This is a genomic window from Bordetella sputigena (genome assembly GCF_965137885.1).
GTDB classification, from domain to species: Bacteria; Pseudomonadota; Gammaproteobacteria; order Burkholderiales; family Burkholderiaceae_B; genus Bordetella_C; species Bordetella_C sputigena.
The window spans coordinates 120,306-138,429 of record NZ_CBCSCA010000001.1; the positions used below are offsets into that span (position 1 = coordinate 120,306).

Here is an 18,124-nt window from a genome sequence, read left to right on the forward strand (position 1 = left end):
CAGATTGTTCGCAGACACATGAGCTACTCCCTGGCGAGCGCCTGTACCGGCTGCAGCCGCGCTGCTTTGCGCGCGGGCAGGTATCCCGCCGCGAGGCCCACGGCCAGCGATGTGGCGAATGCGATGGCCATCGATGATGGCGAGTAGATCAAGCGGAATATCCCCCCGGTCGCCCATGACACCAGTGGTCCCAGGCAGAGGGCGAGTGCCATGCCCAGCAGGCCGCCGGCCAGGCAAACCACCATGGCTTCGATAAGGAACTGCCGCATGATGTCGACACGGCGGGCGCCGATCGCCATGCGCACGCCGATCTCGGATGTCCTTTCGTGCACCGATACCAGCATGATGTTCATGACCCCCGCCCCGCCCACCACCAGCGAGATGGCGGCGATGGCCGACATGACCATCGTCAGCGTGCCGGCGATACTGTCCAGCGTTCGCTGCACTTCGTCGTTGTTGAAGGTGAAGAAGTCCTTGATGCCGTGGCGTTGTTTGATGACCTTCTCGATTACGGCTTCCGCGGCGTGGACGGGCACGCCATCGCTTACGCGGACGGAAATGCTGTCCAGGTGCGACTGCCCGAGCAGACGATGCATGACCGTCGTATAGGGCACATAGGCGTACAGCAGGCCTGGTTGCATCAGGAAGGATTGCACCCCTTGCAGCACGCCGATGACACGCACCGGCATATCGCCGACCAGGATGACCTTGCCTATGGCCGAAGCGTCGTCGCCGAACAATACCTTGCTGGTATTCGGGTCGATGACGGCTTCCTGCGCGAGGCGGCTTACCGCATCACGATCGAAGAAGTGTCCCTGCGCCAACTGGAAGTTGCGTATCGTGGGGTGCTGGTCGCCCACGCCGACCACCTGCACGCTCGCCTGCTTGTTGCGATACCGTGCCATGAGTTCGGCGCGGACCTGCGGCGATACGTTGGCGATGAAATGCTGGCGGGCGAGCAATTCCGCATCACGCGGCAGTAAGGATCGTATAGAGGCGGCGCGCTCGTCGCCGAAGTCCTTGCCGCGCGACACTTCCAGCGTGTTCGCGCCCAGGAAGCTGACCTGGCGGAGTATCAGTTCACGTGACCCCGCGCCCAGTGCCACCACCGCCACCACCGCCGCGATACCGACAATGATGCCCAGCATGGTCAGGAAAGCCCGCAGGCGGTGGGCGCGTAGCGCCAGCAAGGCCATGCCGAAGGCCGCGCGATACGGCTCGGCCCAGGACGCCGAAGTGTGTGATGGCGCGGCGCGGGTTGGCGCGGCGTTCGACGATGGGGCGCTCACCCGCTCGACGCAAGGAGACGCGGCTTCCAATGAGGCGACGTTGGAAAGCGTCGCGGCGATATCCTCGCCTGGCGTCTGCACCGGCTCGCGTGCGTGGTCGCGGCCCCGGTCCTCGACGATACGGCCATCCTGGATCTCGACGATACGGTTCGCATGGCGGGCGACGCCGGGGTCGTGCGTCACCATGATCACCGTATGGCCGGCGGCGTTGAGCTGACGCAGCATGCGCAGCACGGTGTGGCCGCTTCGGGTATCGAGCGCGCCGGTCGGCTCATCCGCCAGGATCACGTTGCCGCCGTTCATCAGGGCGCGGGCGATGCTGACGCGCTGCTGCTGGCCGCCGGACAATTGCGCGGGCCGGTGGTCGGCACGGTCGCGCAGCCCCAGGCTTTGCAGCAACTGGTGGGCTCGTGCGCGGCGTCGTGCGCGCGGCATGCCGGCGTAAATGGCGGGAATTTCCACGTTCTGCCAGGCAGTCAGGCCGGCCAGTAGCTGATAACGCTGGAACACGAAACCGAAGTGCTCGCGGCGCAGCGTCGCGAGTTCATCGGCGCTCAGCGTGTGGACTTCCCGGCCGCGCATGCGATACGTGCCGCGTGTCGGGCGGTCCAGGCAACCCAGGATATTCATCAGCGTGGATTTGCCCGATCCCGACGTCCCCATGATGGCGACCATCTCGCCGCGATGGATCGTCAGGTCGATCTGCTTCAACACGGTAATGGCAAGGTCGCCGGCGATGAAGTCGCGCTCCACGCCGCGGAGTTCGATCAGCGCATGCGTCACGGCTGTCCTTGCGCGCCGGCGGCGGGGCTGGCCGCACCCCCGCCGGTGATGACGACTTCACCTTCGCGCAGCCCATCGATGACCTGCGCGTGCGCGTTGTCATTGATGCCGATGGTGACGTGGCGAATATCGCCGCGGCCCTTCGCGTCCATGACGCGCACTTCGTAGCGTCCCTGCTCGTCGCGGGCGCCGAGCGCGGATGAGGGGATCAGCGGCACGCCCTTGGCCTCGGACAGCACGATGTGGACTTGCGCGGTCATGGAGATCCGCAGCGTGCCGTCGGGGTTTTCGATGTCCAGCAGGCCGTTGTAGTAAATGGCGGCTTTCTCGGGCTGGGCGCTCGCCGTCTGGCCGTTGTCTTCCCGCTCGAAGGAATCCGGCGCGGGCTCCACCGCGCGCAGTGTCGTGTTGTAGCGGCGATCAGGCTGGCCCAGCACGGTGAAGTACGTCGGCATGCCGGGACGCACCCGCACGACATCCGCTTCCGATATACGGGTTTTGACGGTCATCATGTCGAACTGCGCGACCTTGACGATGATGGGCGCGGTCTGGGCGGCATTCACCGTCTGGCCTTCACGCGTCACGATGGCCGCGACGACCCCGTCGATGGGCGTATGGATGCGGGTGTAGCCCAGGGCGACCCGGGCCGCGTCGACCTGGATGGTGGCGCTGGCGATCTCGGCGTCGGCCGCGGCAAGGGCGGCGCGGGCCTGCTTGAGTTCGGCCTCCGCCGCATCCGCATCCTGTCGGGAACCCGCCGCCTGCGCCAGCATCTGGCGTTCGCGCCGGTAGACGCGTTCCGCCTTTTCCAGGCGCGCCGCCGCGACGCGGCGTTCCGCTTGCCGCAGGTCCAGCCGCGCCTGGGCGTCGCGCAAGCTGTTCTGCTGGGCCATGTCGTCGATTTCGGCGATCAGCTGGCCGGCGCTTACCCGGTCGCCCGCCGCCACCTTGAGGGACTTCAGTTGCCCGGACACCTGGGCGCCGACGCTGACCTGCTTGCGGGGCGCCACTGTGCCGGTGGCCAGGACCAGGTTCTCGATGTCGCCGATGACGACCGGCGCCGTGATGTGTACCGGTCCGGCGGGCCGTCGCCAGTACCAGATACCGGCGGCGACCGCGAGGGAAAGGATACAGATGAGTATGAGCCAGCGAAAACGCCTGGGGAAAAGCCGTGTCATTGAAGCCTGCTGCTGCGTGAAGCGTGCTTCTGTAGGCGGGGCGTCCTACGCGGTTCCGGCGGATGGCCTTCTGTTGTTCCGATACAGTCCACGCGTGGTGGTACTTGCGGACCGCTTCGGAAAGCTGCTAAACTCGCAAACTTGCCATTTTTGGCAGAGATGCATGCGTGCGCCGTCCGGACAGGTTCCTGGAAGGGTGGCCTGGAGGGGAAACCCGAAAGGGAACCCGAAGGGCTTTCTGAAAGGCCGGCGCCGACAACTGTAGGGCAAACCGTTACTTTGCCTGATTAGCCCCGACCAATCGCAGTCGGGAATGGAGAAAACGATGTCGAATTCGACACCCACGCCCGCCGCGTTCCGGCTCGGGCTGGTGGGTCGCAAGGTCGGCATGACCCGCATTTTCACCGAGGAAGGCGAATCCATCCCGGTGACCGTGCTGGACGTGTCGAACAACCGTGTGACCCAGGTGAAGTCTCTGGAAGCCGACGGCTATGCCGCCGTCCAGGTGACTTACGGCACGCGCCGTTCCTCGCGCGTGACGAAGGCCCAGACGGGCCACTACGCCAAGGCCGGCGTTGAAGCCGGCAGCATCCTGAAGGAATTCCGCCTCGATCCCGCCCGCGCCGCCGAATTCGCGGCTGGTGCAGTGATCGCCGTGGAAAGCGTGTTCGAAGCCGGCCAGCAGGTCGACGTCACGGGCACCACCATCGGTAAGGGTTTCGCCGGTACGATCAAGCGCCACAACTTCGGTTCGCAGCGCGCGTCGCACGGTAACTCGCGTTCGCACCGCGTGCCCGGCTCCATCGGCCAGGCGCAGGATCCCGGCCGTATCTTCCCCGGCAAGCGCATGTCCGGCCATCTGGGCGATGTGACCCGTACCGTCCAGAACCTGGACGTGGTGCGCGTCGACGCCGAGCGCGGCCTGCTGCTGGTCAAGGGCGCCGTCCCGGGCCACAAGGGCGCGGACATCGTCGTGCGTCCGGCCATCAAGGCCCCGGCCAAGAAGGGAGCGTAAGCACCATGGAACTCAAGCTCCTGAATGAACAAGGTCAGGCCGCCACGTTCAGCGCGCCCGACACCGTTTTCGGTCGCGACTACAACGAAGCGCTGATCCACCAGATCGTCGTCGCTTTCCAGGCCAATGCCCGCAGCGGCAACCGTGCCCAGAAGGACCGTTCGGAAGTCAAGCACACCACCAAGAAGCCCTGGCGCCAGAAGGGTACCGGCCGCGCTCGCGCCGGTATGACCTCGTCGCCGCTGTGGCGTGGGGGCGGCCGGATTTTCCCGAACTCGCCCGACGAGAACTTCAGCCAGAAGGTCAACAAGAAGATGTACCGCGCCGGGATCCGCTCGATCCTGTCGCAGCTGGCTCGCGAAGACCGCATCGCCGTCGTCGATACGTTCACGCTGGATACGCCCAAGACCAAGCAGGCCGCGGCCAAGCTGAAGGGTCTGGGCCTGGATTCGGTGCTGATCATCACCGACAGCGTCGATGAAAATGTTTACCTCGCCACCCGCAACCTGCCGCACGTTGCCGTGGTTGAACCGCGTTATGCCGATCCGCTGTCGCTGATCCACTATCGGAAAGTGCTGATCACCAAGCCGGCCATCGCTCAACTCGAGGAGATGCTGGGATGAACACCGAACGCTTGATGCAGGTGCTCCTGGCTCCGATCGTGACCGAAAAGGCCACCTTCGTCGCCGAGAAAAATCAGCAAGTCGCTTTCCGCGTGGTCGACACCGCCACCAAGCCGGAAATCAAGGCTGCCGTCGAACTGCTCTTCAAGGTGCAGGTCGAGTCCGTGCAGGTCCTCAATCGCAAGGGCAAAGTCAAGCGCTTTGGCCGATTCGTGGGTCGCCGCCGCAATGAGCGCAAGGCCTATGTGTCGCTCAAGGAAGGCCAGGAAATCGACTTTGCGGAGGTGAAGTAAATGGCCCTCGTGAAAATGAAACCGACCTCCGCCGGCCGTCGCGGCATGGTGAAGGTCGTCAGCCCGAACCTGCACAAGGGCGCGCCGGTCGCTTCTTTGCTGGAAAAGAAGAAGCGCGGCTCGGGCCGTAACAACAACGGCCACATCACCGTCCGCCATCGTGGCGGCGGTCACAAGCAGCATTACCGTATCGTCGACTTCCGTCGCGACAAGGACGGCATCCCCGCCAAGGTCGAGCGCCTGGAGTACGACCCCAACCGTACGGCGCACCTGGCACTGCTGTGCTATGCCGACGGCGAGCGTCGCTACATCATCGCGCCGCGTGGCCTGGAAGTCGGCGCGACGCTGGTGTCGGGTATCGAAGCCCCGATCCGTGCCGGCAACACGCTGCCCATCCGCAACATCCCGGTCGGTACCACGATCCACTGCGTCGAGATGCTGCCGGGCAAGGGTGCCCAGATGGTCCGTTCGGCCGGCGCTTCCGCCGTGCTGCTGGCCCGCGAAGGCACGTACGCCCAGGTCCGCCTGCGCTCCGGCGAAGTGCGCCGCGTGCACATCGAGTGCCGCGCCACCATCGGCGAAGTCGGTAATGAAGAACACAGCCTGCGCCAGATCGGCAAGGCCGGTGCGATGCGTTGGCGCGGTGTGCGTCCGACGGTTCGTGGCGTCGCCATGAACCCGGTGGATCACCCGCACGGTGGCGGCGAAGGCCGTACCGGCGAGGCCCGCGAACCGGTCAGCCCGTGGGGTACTCCGGCTAAGGGTTACAAGACCCGTAGCAACAAGCGGACGAACAACATGATCGTCCAACGGCGCAAGCGCAAGTAAGAGGCGAACACTATGTCACGTTCGATCAAGAAAGGCCCGTTTGTCGATGCTCACCTGATCAAGAAGGTGGATACGGCTACCGCGGCCAAAGACAAGAAGCCGATCAAGACCTGGTCGCGCCGTTCCACGATCCTGCCCGAATTCATCGGGCTGACGATCGCTGTGCACAACGGCAAGCAGCACGTTCCCGTGTACATCAACGAGAACATGGTCGGTCACAAACTGGGCGAGTTCGCGCTGACCCGTACGTTCAAGGGCCACGCCGCGGACAAGAAGGCCAAGAGGTAAGCGATGGAAACGACTGCCATTATCCGTGGTGTTCACATCTCGGCGCAGAAGACCCGTCTGGTCGCGGACATGATCCGTGGCAAGTCGGTCGCGCAAGCGTTGAACATCCTTACCTTCTCCCCCAAGAAGGCTGCCGGCATCCTGAAGAAGGCTGTCGAGTCCGCCATCGCCAATGCAGAGCACAACGACGGTGCCGACATCGACGAGCTGAAAGTCACCACGATTTATGTGGACAAGGCTCAGTCGCTGAAGCGCTTCTCGGCTCGCGCCAAAGGCCGCGGCAATCGTATCGAGAAGCAGACCTGCCACATCACGGTCAAGGTCGGCGCCTAAGGAGTCACGATGGGTCAGAAAATTCACCCCACTGGGTTCCGCCTCGCGGTTACCCGTAACTGGTCCTCGCGTTGGTACGCCGACGACAAGGCTTTCGGCGGCATGCTGGCCGAAGACATCCGCGTTCGCGAGTACCTGAAGAAGAAGCTCAAGAGCGCTTCGGTTGGTCGCGTGGTCATCGAGCGTCCGGCCAAGAACGCCCGCATCACGGTGTACTCGGCTCGCCCCGGTGTCGTCATCGGCAAGCGCGGCGAGGACATCGAAGGCCTGAAGGCCGATCTGCAGCGTCTGATGGGCGTGCCCGTGCACGTCAACATCGAGGAAATCCGCAAGCCGGAAACCGACGCCCAGCTGATCGCCGATTCGATCTCGCAGCAGCTGGAAAAGCGGATCATGTTCCGCCGTGCCATGAAGCGCGCCATGCAGAACGCCATGCGTCTGGGTGCCCAGGGCATCAAGATCATGAGCTCGGGCCGTCTGAACGGCATCGAAATCGCGCGCACCGAGTGGTACCGCGAAGGCCGTGTGCCGCTGCACACGCTGAAGGCGAACATCGACTACGGCACTTCGGAAGCCCACACGACCTATGGCGTGATCGGCATCAAGGTCTGGGTCTACAAGGGCGACATGCTGGCCAATGGCGAGCTGCCCCCCGAGACCGCGGCGCCTACCGAAGAAGAGCGTCGTCCCCGTCGCGCGCCGCGCGGCGACCGTCCTGACGGCGGTCGTCCCGGCCGTCCTGGCGGTCGTGGCCGTGGTCCCCGCAAGGCGGACTCCACGCCAGGCGCCTGAAGGAGAGAACAACCATGCTGCAACCCTCACGCAGAAAGTATCGTAAAGAGCAGAAGGGCCGTAACACCGGGCTGGCCACGCGCGGCACCAACGTGTCGTTCGGCGAATACGGCCTGAAGGCCACCGGCCGCGGCCGCCTGACCGCTCGCCAGATCGAGGCCGCTCGTCGTGCCATCAACCGTCACATCAAGCGTGGCGGCCGTATCTGGATCCGCATCTTCCCGGACAAGCCGATTTCGCAGAAGCCGGCGGAAGTCCGGATGGGTAACGGTAAGGGCAACCCGGAGTACTGGGTCGCCGAAATCCAGCCCGGCAAGGTGCTCTATGAAATGGAAGGGGTCAGCGAAGAGCTCGCACGCGAAGCTTTCCGCCTGGCCGCCGCGAAGCTGCCGATCTCGACGACGTTCGTCGCGCGTCATATCGGTGCTTAAGGAGTCCTAAATGAACGCCAAAGAACTCCGCTCGAAAGACGCCGACGAGCTGAAGAAAGAGCTCGAAAGCCTGCTCCGAGCCCAATTCGGTCTGCGTATGCAGAAGGCCACGCAGCAGCTGGCCAACACCAGCCAGCTGGGCAAAGTGCGCAAGGACATCGCGCGCGTGCGTACCGTGCTGACCGAGAAGGCAGGGAAATGATCATGAGCGAAACCCAAAACACCCAACAAGCCAAGCGCAAGCGTACGCTGGTCGGCAAGGTCGTCTCCAACAAGATGGACAAGACCGTTGTCGTGCTGGTCGAACGCCGCGTGAAGCACCCGATCTACGGCAAGATCGTCATGCGCTCCAATAAGTACAAGGCGCACGACGAAACCAACCAGATCAATGAAGGCGACACCGTGGAAATCGCGGAAGGCCGCCCGATCTCCCGCTCGAAGTCCTGGAGCGTGGTGCGTCTGGTCGAAGCCGCCCGCATCATTTAAGGGCGATTGCCGACGTCGGCGCCGTCGCGGCGAGCATGCTCGCCGCCGGCGCCACGGCCACTCGCAAGCGGTACATGAAAAGCCAAGGGTCTCCCTTGGCTTTTTTGTTCGCCCCTGAAACGCGCTGGGAGGACCGCTATCGCGTCGCGATAGCCGATGCAGGCGCTAGCTCCCGACCACCGTGAAGGTATTGATGATCTCCGGAGGCACGGCGTTCGGATTGGTCTGGCTTTGGCGATCGGGCATCTGGGTCGCATGTATTGCATAGGAGCCGACCGGCAGCAGCTTGTTGAATTTCACGTTCCACCGGCCGGAGCTGTCGGTCAAGGCCATCTGGGACTCGATGGTTTTGTCCTGGGACGTCACGGCGCAATATACCGGCGAGCCGCGGGCTGCCGTTCCTTCCGCCACATTGGAATTTGTTTGGGGGATAACCGCGAGGTTCGGCGGATATTGAATGGTCGTTGCCATGACTGCTCTCCGATAGGTTGAATAACCCTGCGTGCAATGGGATCCGAGGTCAGGGACATGCCTGGGATAACAACACCGCAACGCCGGGACGGCTTGTCAATATCCGAAAATCGTTTTGAAATGCCGCCGGACAACAACGGCCTGATCGCCCACCGTGCCGGATGGGCGCGTGCCGAGCCTGCTACTACGCCGGTCCGGACCCGAGTGCCAGCCCCGGTCCGTTTCCCCATGCCGCGGCGTCGCCGGTAGGGAACAGCGCATCCAGGTAGCGGTCCTGCAGGGCCACGTACTCGTTCACGCCACCCACACCGCCGGCCTGCTCCAGCGTGCGCGCCGGTTCGTAGGCCAAGGTCCCCGACGTGAAGTCCAGATGCGGTTCATCCGGGGCCATGCGCGTCAGCTTGACCTGCTTGCGAGGGAAGGGCAGCAGGGACACGATGGGAGCGTGATCGCGCCCCGTTTCCTTCAGCACCCGCTGCGCCAGCAGCTCCAGGCCGCCGCGTTCGCCCGCACCGTGGGTCAACAGGATCTCGGGCCGCAGGACGCCGTTCCGCGTCCAGGCCTGCACGGACGGATCGCTCGCGCCGGTGAACATCTGCAGCAGCCCGCGGACCGTCTCGTGCTGCACGTCGCGTGTCGCCACCGTGCCATCGGCGGTCAGGAAGTAGGAGCCGGTGCCTATCCTGCCGCCGAAGGGGTAGGGCACCGCGGCATGACGGGCCGCCGAATTGCCCGCCAGCTCGCCGGTGTAATGATCGACACCGCTGCGTATCGCGATCTGGTCGGGCAGGCGGATTTCCACCAGCCAGCGCGGTATCGCCACGCGCCAGCGCGGGTTGTCGGGGCCGGTAACGGGTCGCGCACGCACGGCGCCGTTCACGATACGCCGGAAGGTTTCCGAGCCGCGATAGAGCTGCTTGATGAAGTCGCGTATTTGTTCGGCCATGCGTGCCGTGAAATCCTGCCACGCGACGGGATGGCGCAATGCGGGGTCGTTCTTGATGAAAGCCGATTTCCGGCCGGCGCTCACCCCGATATCGAAGTAACGGTCGAAGTCGGCCAGGAGGTCGGCGTGCTCCGTCGGATCGGTGGCGCGCTCCAGCACCCGGCGCGCCGCCACCACGGTTTCGGTCTTTGAAACTTCCGCGCCCGGATGGTGCCTGACGCCGTCCAGAACATATGGGCGCCGTCCGGAAAGGATGCCGGCTGGTATGCGGTTCCGCACCACGACCCCGCGCAGGGTGATCGTCTCCGCGGCCGGCGCCGCGTGTGCCAGCTTCAAGGGGAACAGGCTTTCCAGATAATTGTTCTGCAGGGTCACGTAAAGGCGCATGGCATCGACGCCGCCCGCCTGCTGCAATAGCCTGCTCGCGCCTACGTTAAAGCGGATGTCCGGCAGCGTTTCCGTGCCGCGGGCCCCGATGGCGACGTGCTGGTCGCTGAACCGCGCGTCGCTAAGCAGGGACCACTGACCCAGCCGGGATTCGCGCGATATGCGGTCCATCAGGTAGAAGGTAGCGCCTCGTTCGCCCAGGCCGGTCCATTGCAGGCTATGCGGGGGCACTCCGTTTTGCGGCAGCCAATGGCGGGAAGTGGACCAGCTTCTTTGTCCCGTCAGCATGGCGACCACGTTGATCAGGATCTGCCGCGTGGCCGACATGGGCCGCAACCTGCCGTCGACGCCGATGTAATAGCGGTCCGCCATGTGGCCCGCGGCGGGATCCGGTATGTAGCTGGTGCGCGTGCCGGTGGAGAAGGATTCGGCATAGACCGCCATGCCGTGGCGCGTGCCGCGCGGCTCCGTCAGTATCAGGGTCCAGCGCGTATTGACGGCCGTGCCGAGCCGACCCTGCTCGATGGCGTGGTTGACCAGGCCGCGAAATGTCGGCGACGTGGTCTCCAGGCGGCGCAGCAGATTCGACAGCATGGCGACGGCGCTCTCCTGCCTGGCTGCCGTGGCGGGAGCCGCCGCAGCCGACCCGGCGGTGGCGCGAGGAAGCTGGACGTCGAAGTAGTCCGCGAAGTGTTGGTGCCAACCGATCTGCGTGGTGGTGTCCGTCATCTCCGCCAACAGCTGGCGCGACACGCGCACGGTCTCCGAATCCGCTATCCGGCCGGTGGGGCTGTGCCACTGGCCGAAATGATCGGTATAGGCGTCGCGCGAATACGGCAGGTCGTTTGGGATGCGGGCATTCAGGCGATCTTCCAGACCGCGATCTATCTTGCCGGCCGCGGGCGTCGGCGTGCGCGCGCCGGCACGCGAGGTGGATGCGCCTTCCTCGCCCACGCCCCCGCGCAGGCCGCCGGTAAGCGCGCGCCGCCAAAGGGACTTTTCCGCGTCGTAGACGAGCCGATGGAATACCAGATCGGGCCTTACGCCTTCGGGCGGCACCGCGCGCCAGACGGCGCGTTCCGCCGTCGATACGGCAGGATCCCAGGCCAGTTCGAGATAGTCCGCGCCGATGCGCGCATAGCGCCGCTGCTGATACATGATCGTGCCATCCGCGCCGGCGCGACGCGTGCCCAGCGCATGCAGCAGCTCGCCTGACTGGACGCGGTAGCGTTCCAGGGTGGCTACCGGCAGTGTTTCATAAAGCCAGCCGGCGCGGTCCGCCAGCATCACCGGCCCCACGCGTTTGTCCAGCGCGATGTCGTAGGGCGTGTAGCCGCCGCCTTCGCCGTAGGGCAGCACGGCCATGCGCGTGCCGTCCTTGCCCCGTGCCGCCACCGGAACCAGCGGCGTGATGGCGTCGGCGGCCACGCCAGCGGACCCGCCGTCCAGCCGCCACCAGCCGCTGCGGAACGTGGGTCCTTGCGCCTGTCGCAGCACGCGATCCAGCGCGGATGCCAGGCGCGTATGGGTCTCCTGCAACTCCGCCACCATGCGCTCGGAAACCACGGGGCGCAGGGAGGCCATGCTGCCGCGCATGGTGGGCGTGATGTTCTTCAAACCGGCACGCACCGTGTCGCGCAGGCCTATCATGCGCGCCGCGGTATGCGCGGCCGACGCGACGCCGGTGCGCGCGGTGGCGCCCGCCAGCCGCGCGAGCGGCAGCATCTTGACCGCCGGCGCCACGGCGGACGCCGCGAGCGTGAGCATATCCATCACGCTGATCAGGCATTGATGATAGGCAGCCCGCATGTCGCCTTTGCGGAAAGCGGTGACCATGCCGCGGAAGGGAATGAGGCAATCGATGAATGCGCTGGTCGCCGCCTCTCCATCCGTCTGGCCGTGCGCGGCTTCGCGCCCGCGGTCGATATCGGCGCGCAATTGTGGCGTCAGCCAGGCATCCATGAAGCCGTGGCGGCCGGCGCCCAGGCCTTCCAGGACCGGTGTCGCCGACATCCGATCATGCTGGCGCATGGCCGCGTCGACTTCCGGCGCGTTGAAGACGTCTTGGCGGTGCTCGGCTATCCACGCAAAAACCGGTACGCCGGCGGGCAGGGCCTCGGCCGTGCCGGTCTTCAAGGACAGGAAGAAGCGCTGTTGCGCGCTGCCCGACCCCAGCGTTACGAAGTAGCCCGCACCCGGGACTTCGGCGCGCGTCTTCTGGTACTCGACCGCGGTGACGTTGTTGACGTCGACTTCCGTGGTTTGGCATCGCAGTTTGACCCGCGACAGCGAGATGGGCGTTTTGGCCAGATCGATGCCATGTTGATCAGCGACGGCCGCTATCCATGCGCCGAGCAGCGTGCAAGCCTGCGCGGCCAACGCGGCCGCATAGGCGCCGAAGCGTGCGTCGAATTCCGCGGCGAGCGAGGGCGGCAGACCGCCCAGCCGCCGCCGGGCCTCGTCCGTCGTGATCGGACGCGCGGACATGTACCGGATGTCTTCCAGCGTAAGCGCGTCACGCCGCAGGTAGTAATCCAGGGCGCTCTGCGATTCGGGCGCCAGCGGATTTTCCGGATCGACAGGCATGGGGACGTCGACGCGGCGGTCCGGGTCCAAGCCAATGTCCAGCAGCAGCGCGCGCGCCAGCGCCTGCCGGGTGGGCGGCCCGAGATGCGGCAGCAACTCTTCCGCATGACCGGACAGCAGATGTTCGGTCAACTGCTGCCGTGCGAGTTCGGCGAGTTCAGCGACCGTGTAGCTGGCCGCGTCCAGCCCGAGGTCCTGTGCGACTTGCGATCCGTATCCGACCAGCGTGGGATCGGCGTCGCCGGCAGTCGTGTCGAAGGGCGTCGCGCTTTTAGCGCCGCCAGGAGATAGGTCTGGCGGCGGCCAGCGGGCCCATTGCGTCGCCTCGGAAGCGGACAGATCGGGATGGTCGGGGAGCGGTGCTTCTATCGGTAGCGGTTCAATGGCGGGGACGCTGGCGTTGACGCGGATCTGCATATGCTGGATCAGACTGCTCCGGATGGCACGCGCGCCTGGTGCATGGTGCTTGCGCACGAACCCCTGGCGCGCCAAATTCAAGGTGCCTCAGTCAACGCGGCCCGGGCGTCGTTCCGGCGCGCCAGCAGATTGGGCACAGTCCGACCGGACCCGCGCGGGCCTGGCCAAGGCTGGCGGTGCTTATGCTGGTTTGACGGAAAACTCTACGTAGGCGCCCACCGAAAGGACGTCGGGCCGGGTGCCTTCGTGCCCCTGTGGCAATTGGACCGCGTGCGCCACGTAAGTGCCGGATTGAAAGCCTTTGGTGGTAACGCCCCAGAGGCCCTTCCGGTCGGCCCTTATGCTGTGGGTTTCGATCGTGTTTTTGAGAAAGGTCACCGTGAAGTACACGGTGGAGTCGGGGTCGGCGTGGCCGCTTGCCTGCAGGGAATCGCCTTGCGCGATGGTCGTGTGCGGCGCGGGACTATCGATAGTCGCGGTCATCTTTTGCCTCCGTATCGGGAACAGCACCCATAGAGGCGGCGTCACGGCCGCGCCCGGGCGCGCCTGAATCACAACACGAGGCGGCCGGGAGGACTTGTAGATATCGGCAGATCTGTTTTGGATGGATGCCCGCCGTAGCGCGTACGGCGGGCCGGCGCGGTACGCCGATCAGATGTGCGTGATGAACTTGGTCACGAGGTAGCCGTCGAAGGTCTCGGTACCGCCCTCGCTGCCGATGCCGCTGTCCTTGACGCCGCCGAACGGGGTTTCCGCCAGCGCGCTACCGAAGTGATTGATGTTCACCATGCCGGCTTCCAGGGCGTTGGATACCTTGGTGGCGGTCTTCAGCGAATTGGTGAACACATACGACGACAGGCCGAAGGGCAGGCTGTTGGCGCGCTTGATGACTTCGTCCGTATCGGTGAAGGGCACCACGGGCGCCAGCGGTCCGAAGGGTTCTTCCGTCATCAGCATGGCGTCTTCGGGAAGGTCGGTGATGACCGTCGGCGCGAAGAAGTGGCCCGCGCGCTCGATCGGCGCGCCGCCCAGCACGACCTTGGCGCCTTTTGCCACGGCGTCCTCGACGAAGCGGCTCATGGTGGGCACGCGCCGTTCGTGCGCCAGCGGGCCCATTTCCGTGCCGGCTTCCAGGCCATTGCCGACCTTGATGTTCTTCAGCACGTCGGTGAAGCGCGCCAGGAATTTGTCGTAGGCGCCCTTCTGCACGTAGAAGCGGGTGGGCGACACGCAGACCTGGCCGGCGTTGCGGATCTTGAAGCGCGCCAGCATTTCGGCCGCGCGGTCGACGTCGGCGTCGTCGAACACCAGCACCGGCGAATGGCCGCCCAGCTCCATGGTGCTGCGCTTCATGTGCGCGCCGGCCAGCGCGGCCAGATGCTTGCCGACCGGCACCGACCCGGTGAACGAAATCTTGCGGACGATGGGCGAACGGATCAGGTACTCCGAGATCTTGGGCGGTTCCCCCCAGACGATGTTCAGGCACCCGGGCGGCAGGCCGGCGTCATGGAACATGCGGGCGATGGCCATCACGGCGCTGGGCGAATCTTCCGGGCCTTTCAGGATGACGGTGCAGCCGGCGCCCAGCGCGGCGGCGACCTTGCGGATGGCCTGGTTGTACGGGAAGTTCCAGGGCGTGAAGGCGGCGCAGACGCCGATGGGCTCGCGCACCACGAACTGCCGCACGTCGGGATTGCGCGGCGGAATCACGCGGCCATAGATGCGGCGGCATTCCTCGGCGTGCCATTCGCAGTGCTCCGAGCAGCTGGTGACTTCGAGGACCGCCTCGGCCAGCGGCTTGCCCTGGTCCAGCGTCATGTTGCGGCCGATTTCCTGGGCGCGCTCGCGCGACAGTTCGGCAACCTTGCGCAGAATGCGCGAGCGCTCCATGGGCGAGGTGCGGCGCCAGGATTCGAAGGCCCGCTGCGCCGCCTGCAGCGCGCGGTCCAGGTCCGCCTCGGTGGCGTGCGGTAGCTTGCCCAGGACCTCCAGCGTGGCCGGATTGGTCACGTCCTGGCTCTGGCGTCCATCGCCGGACAGGAATTCGCCATCGATATACAACGCCAACTGTTCGTACATGCTGTTATCCCTCGTTGGAAGATTGGATGCGGCGGCGCCGCGCCGGAACGTCAGTCTATACCGCACCGTGCGCTTGTCTCGCGGCGCCTATCGCCAGCTCCGGCCATCTGGCCAGGCGGCAACGGCAGCGGCCGGGGCGGCGCGCCGGAAGCGCAGGGGGGTGGGCTCGCGGTATTATCCCTCCGGGGATCAGATCAGCGAACGATATATAGCGCCCGAAACTGTGCAGCCACTAGACACCGCTCCGCCCAAATCACCTCCGTCCCTATATTCCCGTGTATTTTTCGCCGTCGTGGATGCCGTGCACAATGCGATCGCACGCGCGTCCATCGTCGGTGATCATCCGATTTTCGATAACGCGGCGTTTCCCTGGCTGGCTGGCCTGGAAGCCCGCGCGCCGGAGATCCGCGCGGAACTCCTGGAAGTCCTGCGCGACCGGGACAAGTTGCCCGCCTTTCATGAACTGTCGCCCGACGTGGCTACCATCACGACGGACCGGCAGTGGAAAACTTTCGTTTTCATGGCCTATGGACTGCGGTCCGAGCGCAACCTGGCGCGATGTCCGGCCACCGCGCGCGCGATTGCCGACATCCCCGGCATCCGCACCGCGTTTTTCTCCATACTGGAGCCGGGCAAGCGCATCCCGTTGCACCGCGGCCCCTATAACGGGGTGCTGCGCTTGCACCTGGGGCTGGTCGTGCCCGAGCCCCGGCAAAGCTGCTGGATCGAGGTGGATGGCCAGCGCTACGTCTGGGAAGAGGGCCGCGCGGTGGTTTTCGACGATCTCTACCCCCACCAGGTCCACAACGACACCGCGGGGCTGAGAGCGGTGCTCTTCATCGATTTCGACCGGCCCTGCCGGTGGCCGGTCAGCTGGCTGAACCGGCTGATCCTGGCCGCGGCGCCGATGACCTCGGAGATCCGCCAGTCCAAGGCGAACCACGACGTGTGGGAAAAAGGCTACTACGGCAAGGACAGTTGATTTCGCTTGCGTACCGGACGTTTATCGGGCTAGAATTGTTAGCTTTCCCGCAGAATCCGTTTGGCCATGAGCCCGTTTGGCTTTGGTAAGGCGGAGTCGGGTGGGGAATCCGCAGGATACCAACCCTGGTTAGTCAAGATTCGGGCAGCCGATTCAGCAGGCCGATTCGGGCGAACCGGGGTTATCAAACCCTTATGGGACTAAACCCTTACGGGACCAAAACTGACGGAAAGGGCGGTTTCGCCCGCGCCATCGCGGCGGCCAGTACATAAGTGCGGGCCGGCGCCACCGGGGCGGCAACGGCAATTTCCGTTAAGTTGGGAACAGGAAAAATCATGATCCAAATGCAGACCACGCTGGACGTGGCCGATAACACTGGTGCGCGCCGTGTGCGTTGCATCAAGGTGCTCGGCGGCTCCAAGCGCCGTTATGCCGGTATCGGCGACATCATCAAAGTCAGCGTCATCGACGCCGCCCCGCGTGGCCGCGTCAAGAAGGGCGAAATCTACAACGCCGTCGTGGTGCGTACGGCCAGCGGCGTGCGCCGCAAGGACGGTTCGCTGATCCGTTTTCCCGGCGTGAACGGCAATGCCGCCGTCCTGCTGAACGCCAAGAAAGAACCGATCGGCACCCGCATTTTCGGACCCGTGACCCGTGAGCTGCGTACCGAGCAGTTCATGAAGATCGTGTCGCTCGCGGCCGAAGTGCTGTAAGGAGCCCAGCGATGAACAATATCCGCAAAGGTGACGAAGTCATCGTCCTGACCGGCCGCGACAGGAAGCGTCGCGGCACGGTGCTGCAGGTCGTGAATGCCGACTACGTGCTGGTCGAAGGCGTGAACGTCGTCAAGAAGCACACCAAGCCGAACCCCATGGCCAACAACCCGGGCGGCATCGTCGAAAAGTCGATGCCTATCCATATTTCCAACGTCGCGCTGTTCAACCCGGCTACGGGCAAGGGCGACCGCGTGGGCGTCAAGGAAGTCGACGGCCGCCGGGTCCGCATCTTCCGTTCCAATGGTGCCGAAGTCGGCGCCAAGGCGTAAGGAGCGTAAGACATGACTCGTTTGCAAGACCTGTACCGCGACAAGATCGCCGGCGAGCTCAAGACCAAGTTCGGTTACAAGAGCTCGATGGAAGTGCCGCGCATCACCAAGATCACGCTGAATATGGGCGTGTCCGAGGCCGTGGCCGACAAGAAAGTGATCGAGCACGCTGTGTCGGATCTGACCAAGATCGCCGGCCAGAAGCCCGTGATCACCAAGACCCGCAAGGCTATCGCCGGTTTCAAGATCCGCGAAAACTATCCGATCGGCTGCATGGTGACGCTGCGCGGCGAACGGATGTACGACTTCCTGGATCGCCTGGTTACCGTGGCCTTCCCGCGCGTGCGTGACTTCCGTGGCGTGTCCGGCCGTGCTTTCGACGGTCGCGGCAATTACAACATCGGGGTGAAAGAGCAGATCATTTTCCCCGAAATCGAGTACGACAAGATCGACGCGCTGCGTGGGCTGAACATCAGCATCACCACCACTGCCAAGACCGACGAAGAAGCCAAGGCGCTGTTGACGGCGTTCAGCTTCCCGTTTCGTAATTAAGGGACGATGACGTGGCCAAACTCTCACTCATCAATCGCGATATCAAGCGTGCCAAGCTGGCTGACAAATTCGCCGCCAAGCGCGCCGCACTGAAGGCGATCATCGACGATCAGTCGAAGACCGACGAAGAACGTTACCAAGCTCGGCTCAAGCTGCAACAGCTGCCGCGCAACGCCAACCCCACCCGTCAGCGCAACCGCTGCACGGTCACGGGTCGTCCGCGTGGCGTGTTCAGCAAGTTCGGCCTCACGCGCCACAAACTTCGCGAAATGGCGATGAAGGGTGAAATCCCCGGCATCACCAAGGCCAGCTGGTAGGAG

Annotated in this window: 20 protein-coding genes and 1 pseudogene; 15 read left to right on the forward strand and 6 right to left on the reverse strand. The window is 64.8% G+C overall.

All coding sequences use genetic code 11. The annotated features are described in order from the left end of the window. Positions 1-23: 23 nt before the first annotated feature. Positions 24-2,072 (reverse strand): MacB family efflux pump subunit, encoded by a 2,049-nt coding sequence (locus ACNA0R_RS00550; RefSeq protein WP_415823948.1) that lies wholly within the window; start codon positions 2,070-2,072, stop codon positions 24-26. Then, entirely contained in the window at positions 2,069-3,250 is a 1,182-nt protein-coding gene (locus ACNA0R_RS00555) for an efflux RND transporter periplasmic adaptor subunit (protein WP_415823949.1), read from the reverse strand. The genes ACNA0R_RS00550 and ACNA0R_RS00555 overlap by 4 nt, the downstream gene beginning before the upstream one ends. A gap of 325 nt (positions 3,251-3,575) precedes the next feature. Between ACNA0R_RS00555 and rplC the strand changes: the two genes are divergently transcribed. The 10 genes and pseudogenes from rplC to rpsQ all read left to right on the forward strand — a co-directional run bounded on the left by rplC (position 3,576) and on the right by rpsQ (position 8,339). After that, on the forward strand, positions 3,576-4,265 hold the full coding sequence (rplC, locus tag ACNA0R_RS00560; protein WP_415823950.1) for a 50S ribosomal protein L3: 690 nt from the start codon (positions 3,576-3,578) through the stop codon (positions 4,263-4,265). 5 nt (positions 4,266-4,270) lie between these two features. Beyond that, a complete protein-coding gene (gene rplD, locus ACNA0R_RS00565) occupies positions 4,271-4,888 on the forward strand; it encodes a 50S ribosomal protein L4 (protein ID WP_066357403.1) in 618 nt (205 codons plus the stop codon). After that, the gene (gene rplW, locus ACNA0R_RS00570; RefSeq protein WP_066357397.1) at positions 4,885-5,181 is read left to right on the forward strand and encodes a 50S ribosomal protein L23; all 297 of its coding nucleotides are present in this window, start codon (positions 4,885-4,887) and stop codon (positions 5,179-5,181) included. Before rplD ends, rplW begins: the two co-directional genes overlap by 4 nt. After that, positions 5,182-6,009: a 50S ribosomal protein L2 gene (gene rplB / locus ACNA0R_RS00575; protein ID WP_415823951.1), complete on the forward strand. Its 828-nt coding sequence runs from the start codon at positions 5,182-5,184 to the stop codon at positions 6,007-6,009. Between the two features lie 12 nt (positions 6,010-6,021). Next, positions 6,022-6,297 carry a 30S ribosomal protein S19 gene (gene rpsS, locus ACNA0R_RS00580; protein ID WP_066357390.1) on the forward strand — a complete coding sequence of 92 codons (276 nt, stop codon included), beginning with the start codon at positions 6,022-6,024 and terminating at the stop codon, positions 6,295-6,297. 3 nt (positions 6,298-6,300) lie between these two features. Then, positions 6,301-6,630, forward strand: coding sequence for a 50S ribosomal protein L22 (gene rplV / locus ACNA0R_RS00585; protein WP_066641792.1), 330 nt, complete (start codon positions 6,301-6,303; stop codon positions 6,628-6,630). A gap of 9 nt (positions 6,631-6,639) precedes the next feature. Next, a pseudogene (gene rpsC / locus ACNA0R_RS00590) lies at positions 6,640-7,468 on the forward strand (30S ribosomal protein S3). Next, on the forward strand, positions 7,437-7,853 hold the full coding sequence (gene rplP / locus ACNA0R_RS00595) for a 50S ribosomal protein L16 (protein WP_066357379.1): 417 nt from the start codon (positions 7,437-7,439) through the stop codon (positions 7,851-7,853). The pseudogene rpsC and the gene rplP overlap by 32 nt, the downstream one beginning before the upstream one ends. Before the next feature lie 10 nt (positions 7,854-7,863). Then, positions 7,864-8,055 (forward strand): 50S ribosomal protein L29, encoded by a 192-nt coding sequence (rpmC, locus tag ACNA0R_RS00600; RefSeq protein WP_415823952.1) that lies wholly within the window; start codon positions 7,864-7,866, stop codon positions 8,053-8,055. A 2-nt stretch (positions 8,056-8,057) separates the two neighbouring features. Then, positions 8,058-8,339 carry a 30S ribosomal protein S17 gene (gene rpsQ, locus ACNA0R_RS00605; protein WP_066357377.1) on the forward strand — a complete coding sequence of 94 codons (282 nt, stop codon included), beginning with the start codon at positions 8,058-8,060 and terminating at the stop codon, positions 8,337-8,339. Between the two features lie 165 nt (positions 8,340-8,504). Here rpsQ and ACNA0R_RS00610 read toward each other — a convergent pair whose 3' ends face one another. The 4 genes from ACNA0R_RS00610 to ACNA0R_RS00625 form a co-directional block, all read right to left on the reverse strand. Next, the gene (locus tag ACNA0R_RS00610) at positions 8,505-8,810 is read right to left on the reverse strand and encodes a hypothetical protein (protein WP_415823953.1); all 306 of its coding nucleotides are present in this window, start codon (positions 8,808-8,810) and stop codon (positions 8,505-8,507) included. 184 nt (positions 8,811-8,994) lie between these two features. Further along, entirely contained in the window at positions 8,995-13,146 is a 4,152-nt protein-coding gene (locus ACNA0R_RS00615) for a hypothetical protein (RefSeq protein WP_415823954.1), read from the reverse strand. A gap of 180 nt (positions 13,147-13,326) precedes the next feature. Beyond that, a complete protein-coding gene (locus ACNA0R_RS00620) occupies positions 13,327-13,629 on the reverse strand; it encodes a hypothetical protein (protein WP_415823955.1) in 303 nt (100 codons plus the stop codon). Between the two features lie 168 nt (positions 13,630-13,797). Beyond that, the gene (locus tag ACNA0R_RS00625; RefSeq protein WP_415823956.1) at positions 13,798-15,225 is read right to left on the reverse strand and encodes an NAD-dependent succinate-semialdehyde dehydrogenase; all 1,428 of its coding nucleotides are present in this window, start codon (positions 15,223-15,225) and stop codon (positions 13,798-13,800) included. Between the two features lie 223 nt (positions 15,226-15,448). Between ACNA0R_RS00625 and ACNA0R_RS00630 the strand changes: the two genes are divergently transcribed. From ACNA0R_RS00630 to rpsN, 5 genes are all read left to right on the forward strand, one after another. Next, positions 15,449-16,207, forward strand: coding sequence for an aspartyl/asparaginyl beta-hydroxylase domain-containing protein (locus ACNA0R_RS00630; RefSeq protein WP_415823957.1), 759 nt, complete (start codon positions 15,449-15,451; stop codon positions 16,205-16,207). A gap of 335 nt (positions 16,208-16,542) precedes the next feature. Beyond that, positions 16,543-16,920: a 50S ribosomal protein L14 gene (rplN, locus tag ACNA0R_RS00635; protein WP_066357374.1), complete on the forward strand. Its 378-nt coding sequence runs from the start codon at positions 16,543-16,545 to the stop codon at positions 16,918-16,920. Between the two features lie 11 nt (positions 16,921-16,931). Beyond that, positions 16,932-17,252: a 50S ribosomal protein L24 gene (gene rplX, locus ACNA0R_RS00640; RefSeq protein WP_066357369.1), complete on the forward strand. Its 321-nt coding sequence runs from the start codon at positions 16,932-16,934 to the stop codon at positions 17,250-17,252. Between the two features lie 12 nt (positions 17,253-17,264). Continuing rightward, positions 17,265-17,804, forward strand: a complete 540-nt coding sequence (rplE, locus tag ACNA0R_RS00645) for a 50S ribosomal protein L5 (protein WP_066357368.1) — start codon at positions 17,265-17,267, stop codon at positions 17,802-17,804. Positions 17,805-17,815: 11 nt separating this feature from the next. Further along, positions 17,816-18,121, forward strand: a complete 306-nt coding sequence (gene rpsN / locus ACNA0R_RS00650) for a 30S ribosomal protein S14 (protein ID WP_094844403.1) — start codon at positions 17,816-17,818, stop codon at positions 18,119-18,121. Positions 18,122-18,124: the final 3 nt, after the last annotated feature.

Bases quoted from the DNA above. Each gene is read 5' to 3' on its own strand.
- rplE (WP_066357368.1), top strand. From the start codon at position 17,265: ATGACTCGTTTGCAAGACCTGTACCGCGACAAGATCGCCGGCGAGCTC.
- rplB (WP_415823951.1), top strand. From the start codon at position 5,182: ATGGCCCTCGTGAAAATGAAACCGACCTCCGCCGGCCGTCGCGGCATG.
- ACNA0R_RS00610 (WP_415823953.1), bottom strand. From the start codon at position 8,810: ATGGCAACGACCATTCAATATCCGCCGAACCTCGCGGTTATCCCCCAA.
- rplN (WP_066357374.1), top strand. From the start codon at position 16,543: ATGATCCAAATGCAGACCACGCTGGACGTGGCCGATAACACTGGTGCG.
- rpmC (WP_415823952.1), top strand. From the start codon at position 7,864: ATGAACGCCAAAGAACTCCGCTCGAAAGACGCCGACGAGCTGAAGAAA.
- rplW (WP_066357397.1), top strand. From the start codon at position 4,885: ATGAACACCGAACGCTTGATGCAGGTGCTCCTGGCTCCGATCGTGACC.
- rplD (WP_066357403.1), top strand. From the start codon at position 4,271: ATGGAACTCAAGCTCCTGAATGAACAAGGTCAGGCCGCCACGTTCAGC.
- rplV (WP_066641792.1), top strand. From the start codon at position 6,301: ATGGAAACGACTGCCATTATCCGTGGTGTTCACATCTCGGCGCAGAAG.
- ACNA0R_RS00620 (WP_415823955.1), bottom strand. From the start codon at position 13,629: ATGACCGCGACTATCGATAGTCCCGCGCCGCACACGACCATCGCGCAA.
- ACNA0R_RS00615 (WP_415823954.1), bottom strand. From the start codon at position 13,146: ATGCAGATCCGCGTCAACGCCAGCGTCCCCGCCATTGAACCGCTACCG.
- rpsQ (WP_066357377.1), top strand. From the start codon at position 8,058: ATGAGCGAAACCCAAAACACCCAACAAGCCAAGCGCAAGCGTACGCTG.
- rplC (WP_415823950.1), top strand. From the start codon at position 3,576: ATGTCGAATTCGACACCCACGCCCGCCGCGTTCCGGCTCGGGCTGGTG.
- ACNA0R_RS00555 (WP_415823949.1), bottom strand. From the start codon at position 3,250: ATGACACGGCTTTTCCCCAGGCGTTTTCGCTGGCTCATACTCATCTGT.
- rplP (WP_066357379.1), top strand. From the start codon at position 7,437: ATGCTGCAACCCTCACGCAGAAAGTATCGTAAAGAGCAGAAGGGCCGT.
- ACNA0R_RS00625 (WP_415823956.1), bottom strand. From the start codon at position 15,225: ATGTACGAACAGTTGGCGTTGTATATCGATGGCGAATTCCTGTCCGGC.
- rplX (WP_066357369.1), top strand. From the start codon at position 16,932: ATGAACAATATCCGCAAAGGTGACGAAGTCATCGTCCTGACCGGCCGC.
- rpsS (WP_066357390.1), top strand. From the start codon at position 6,022: ATGTCACGTTCGATCAAGAAAGGCCCGTTTGTCGATGCTCACCTGATC.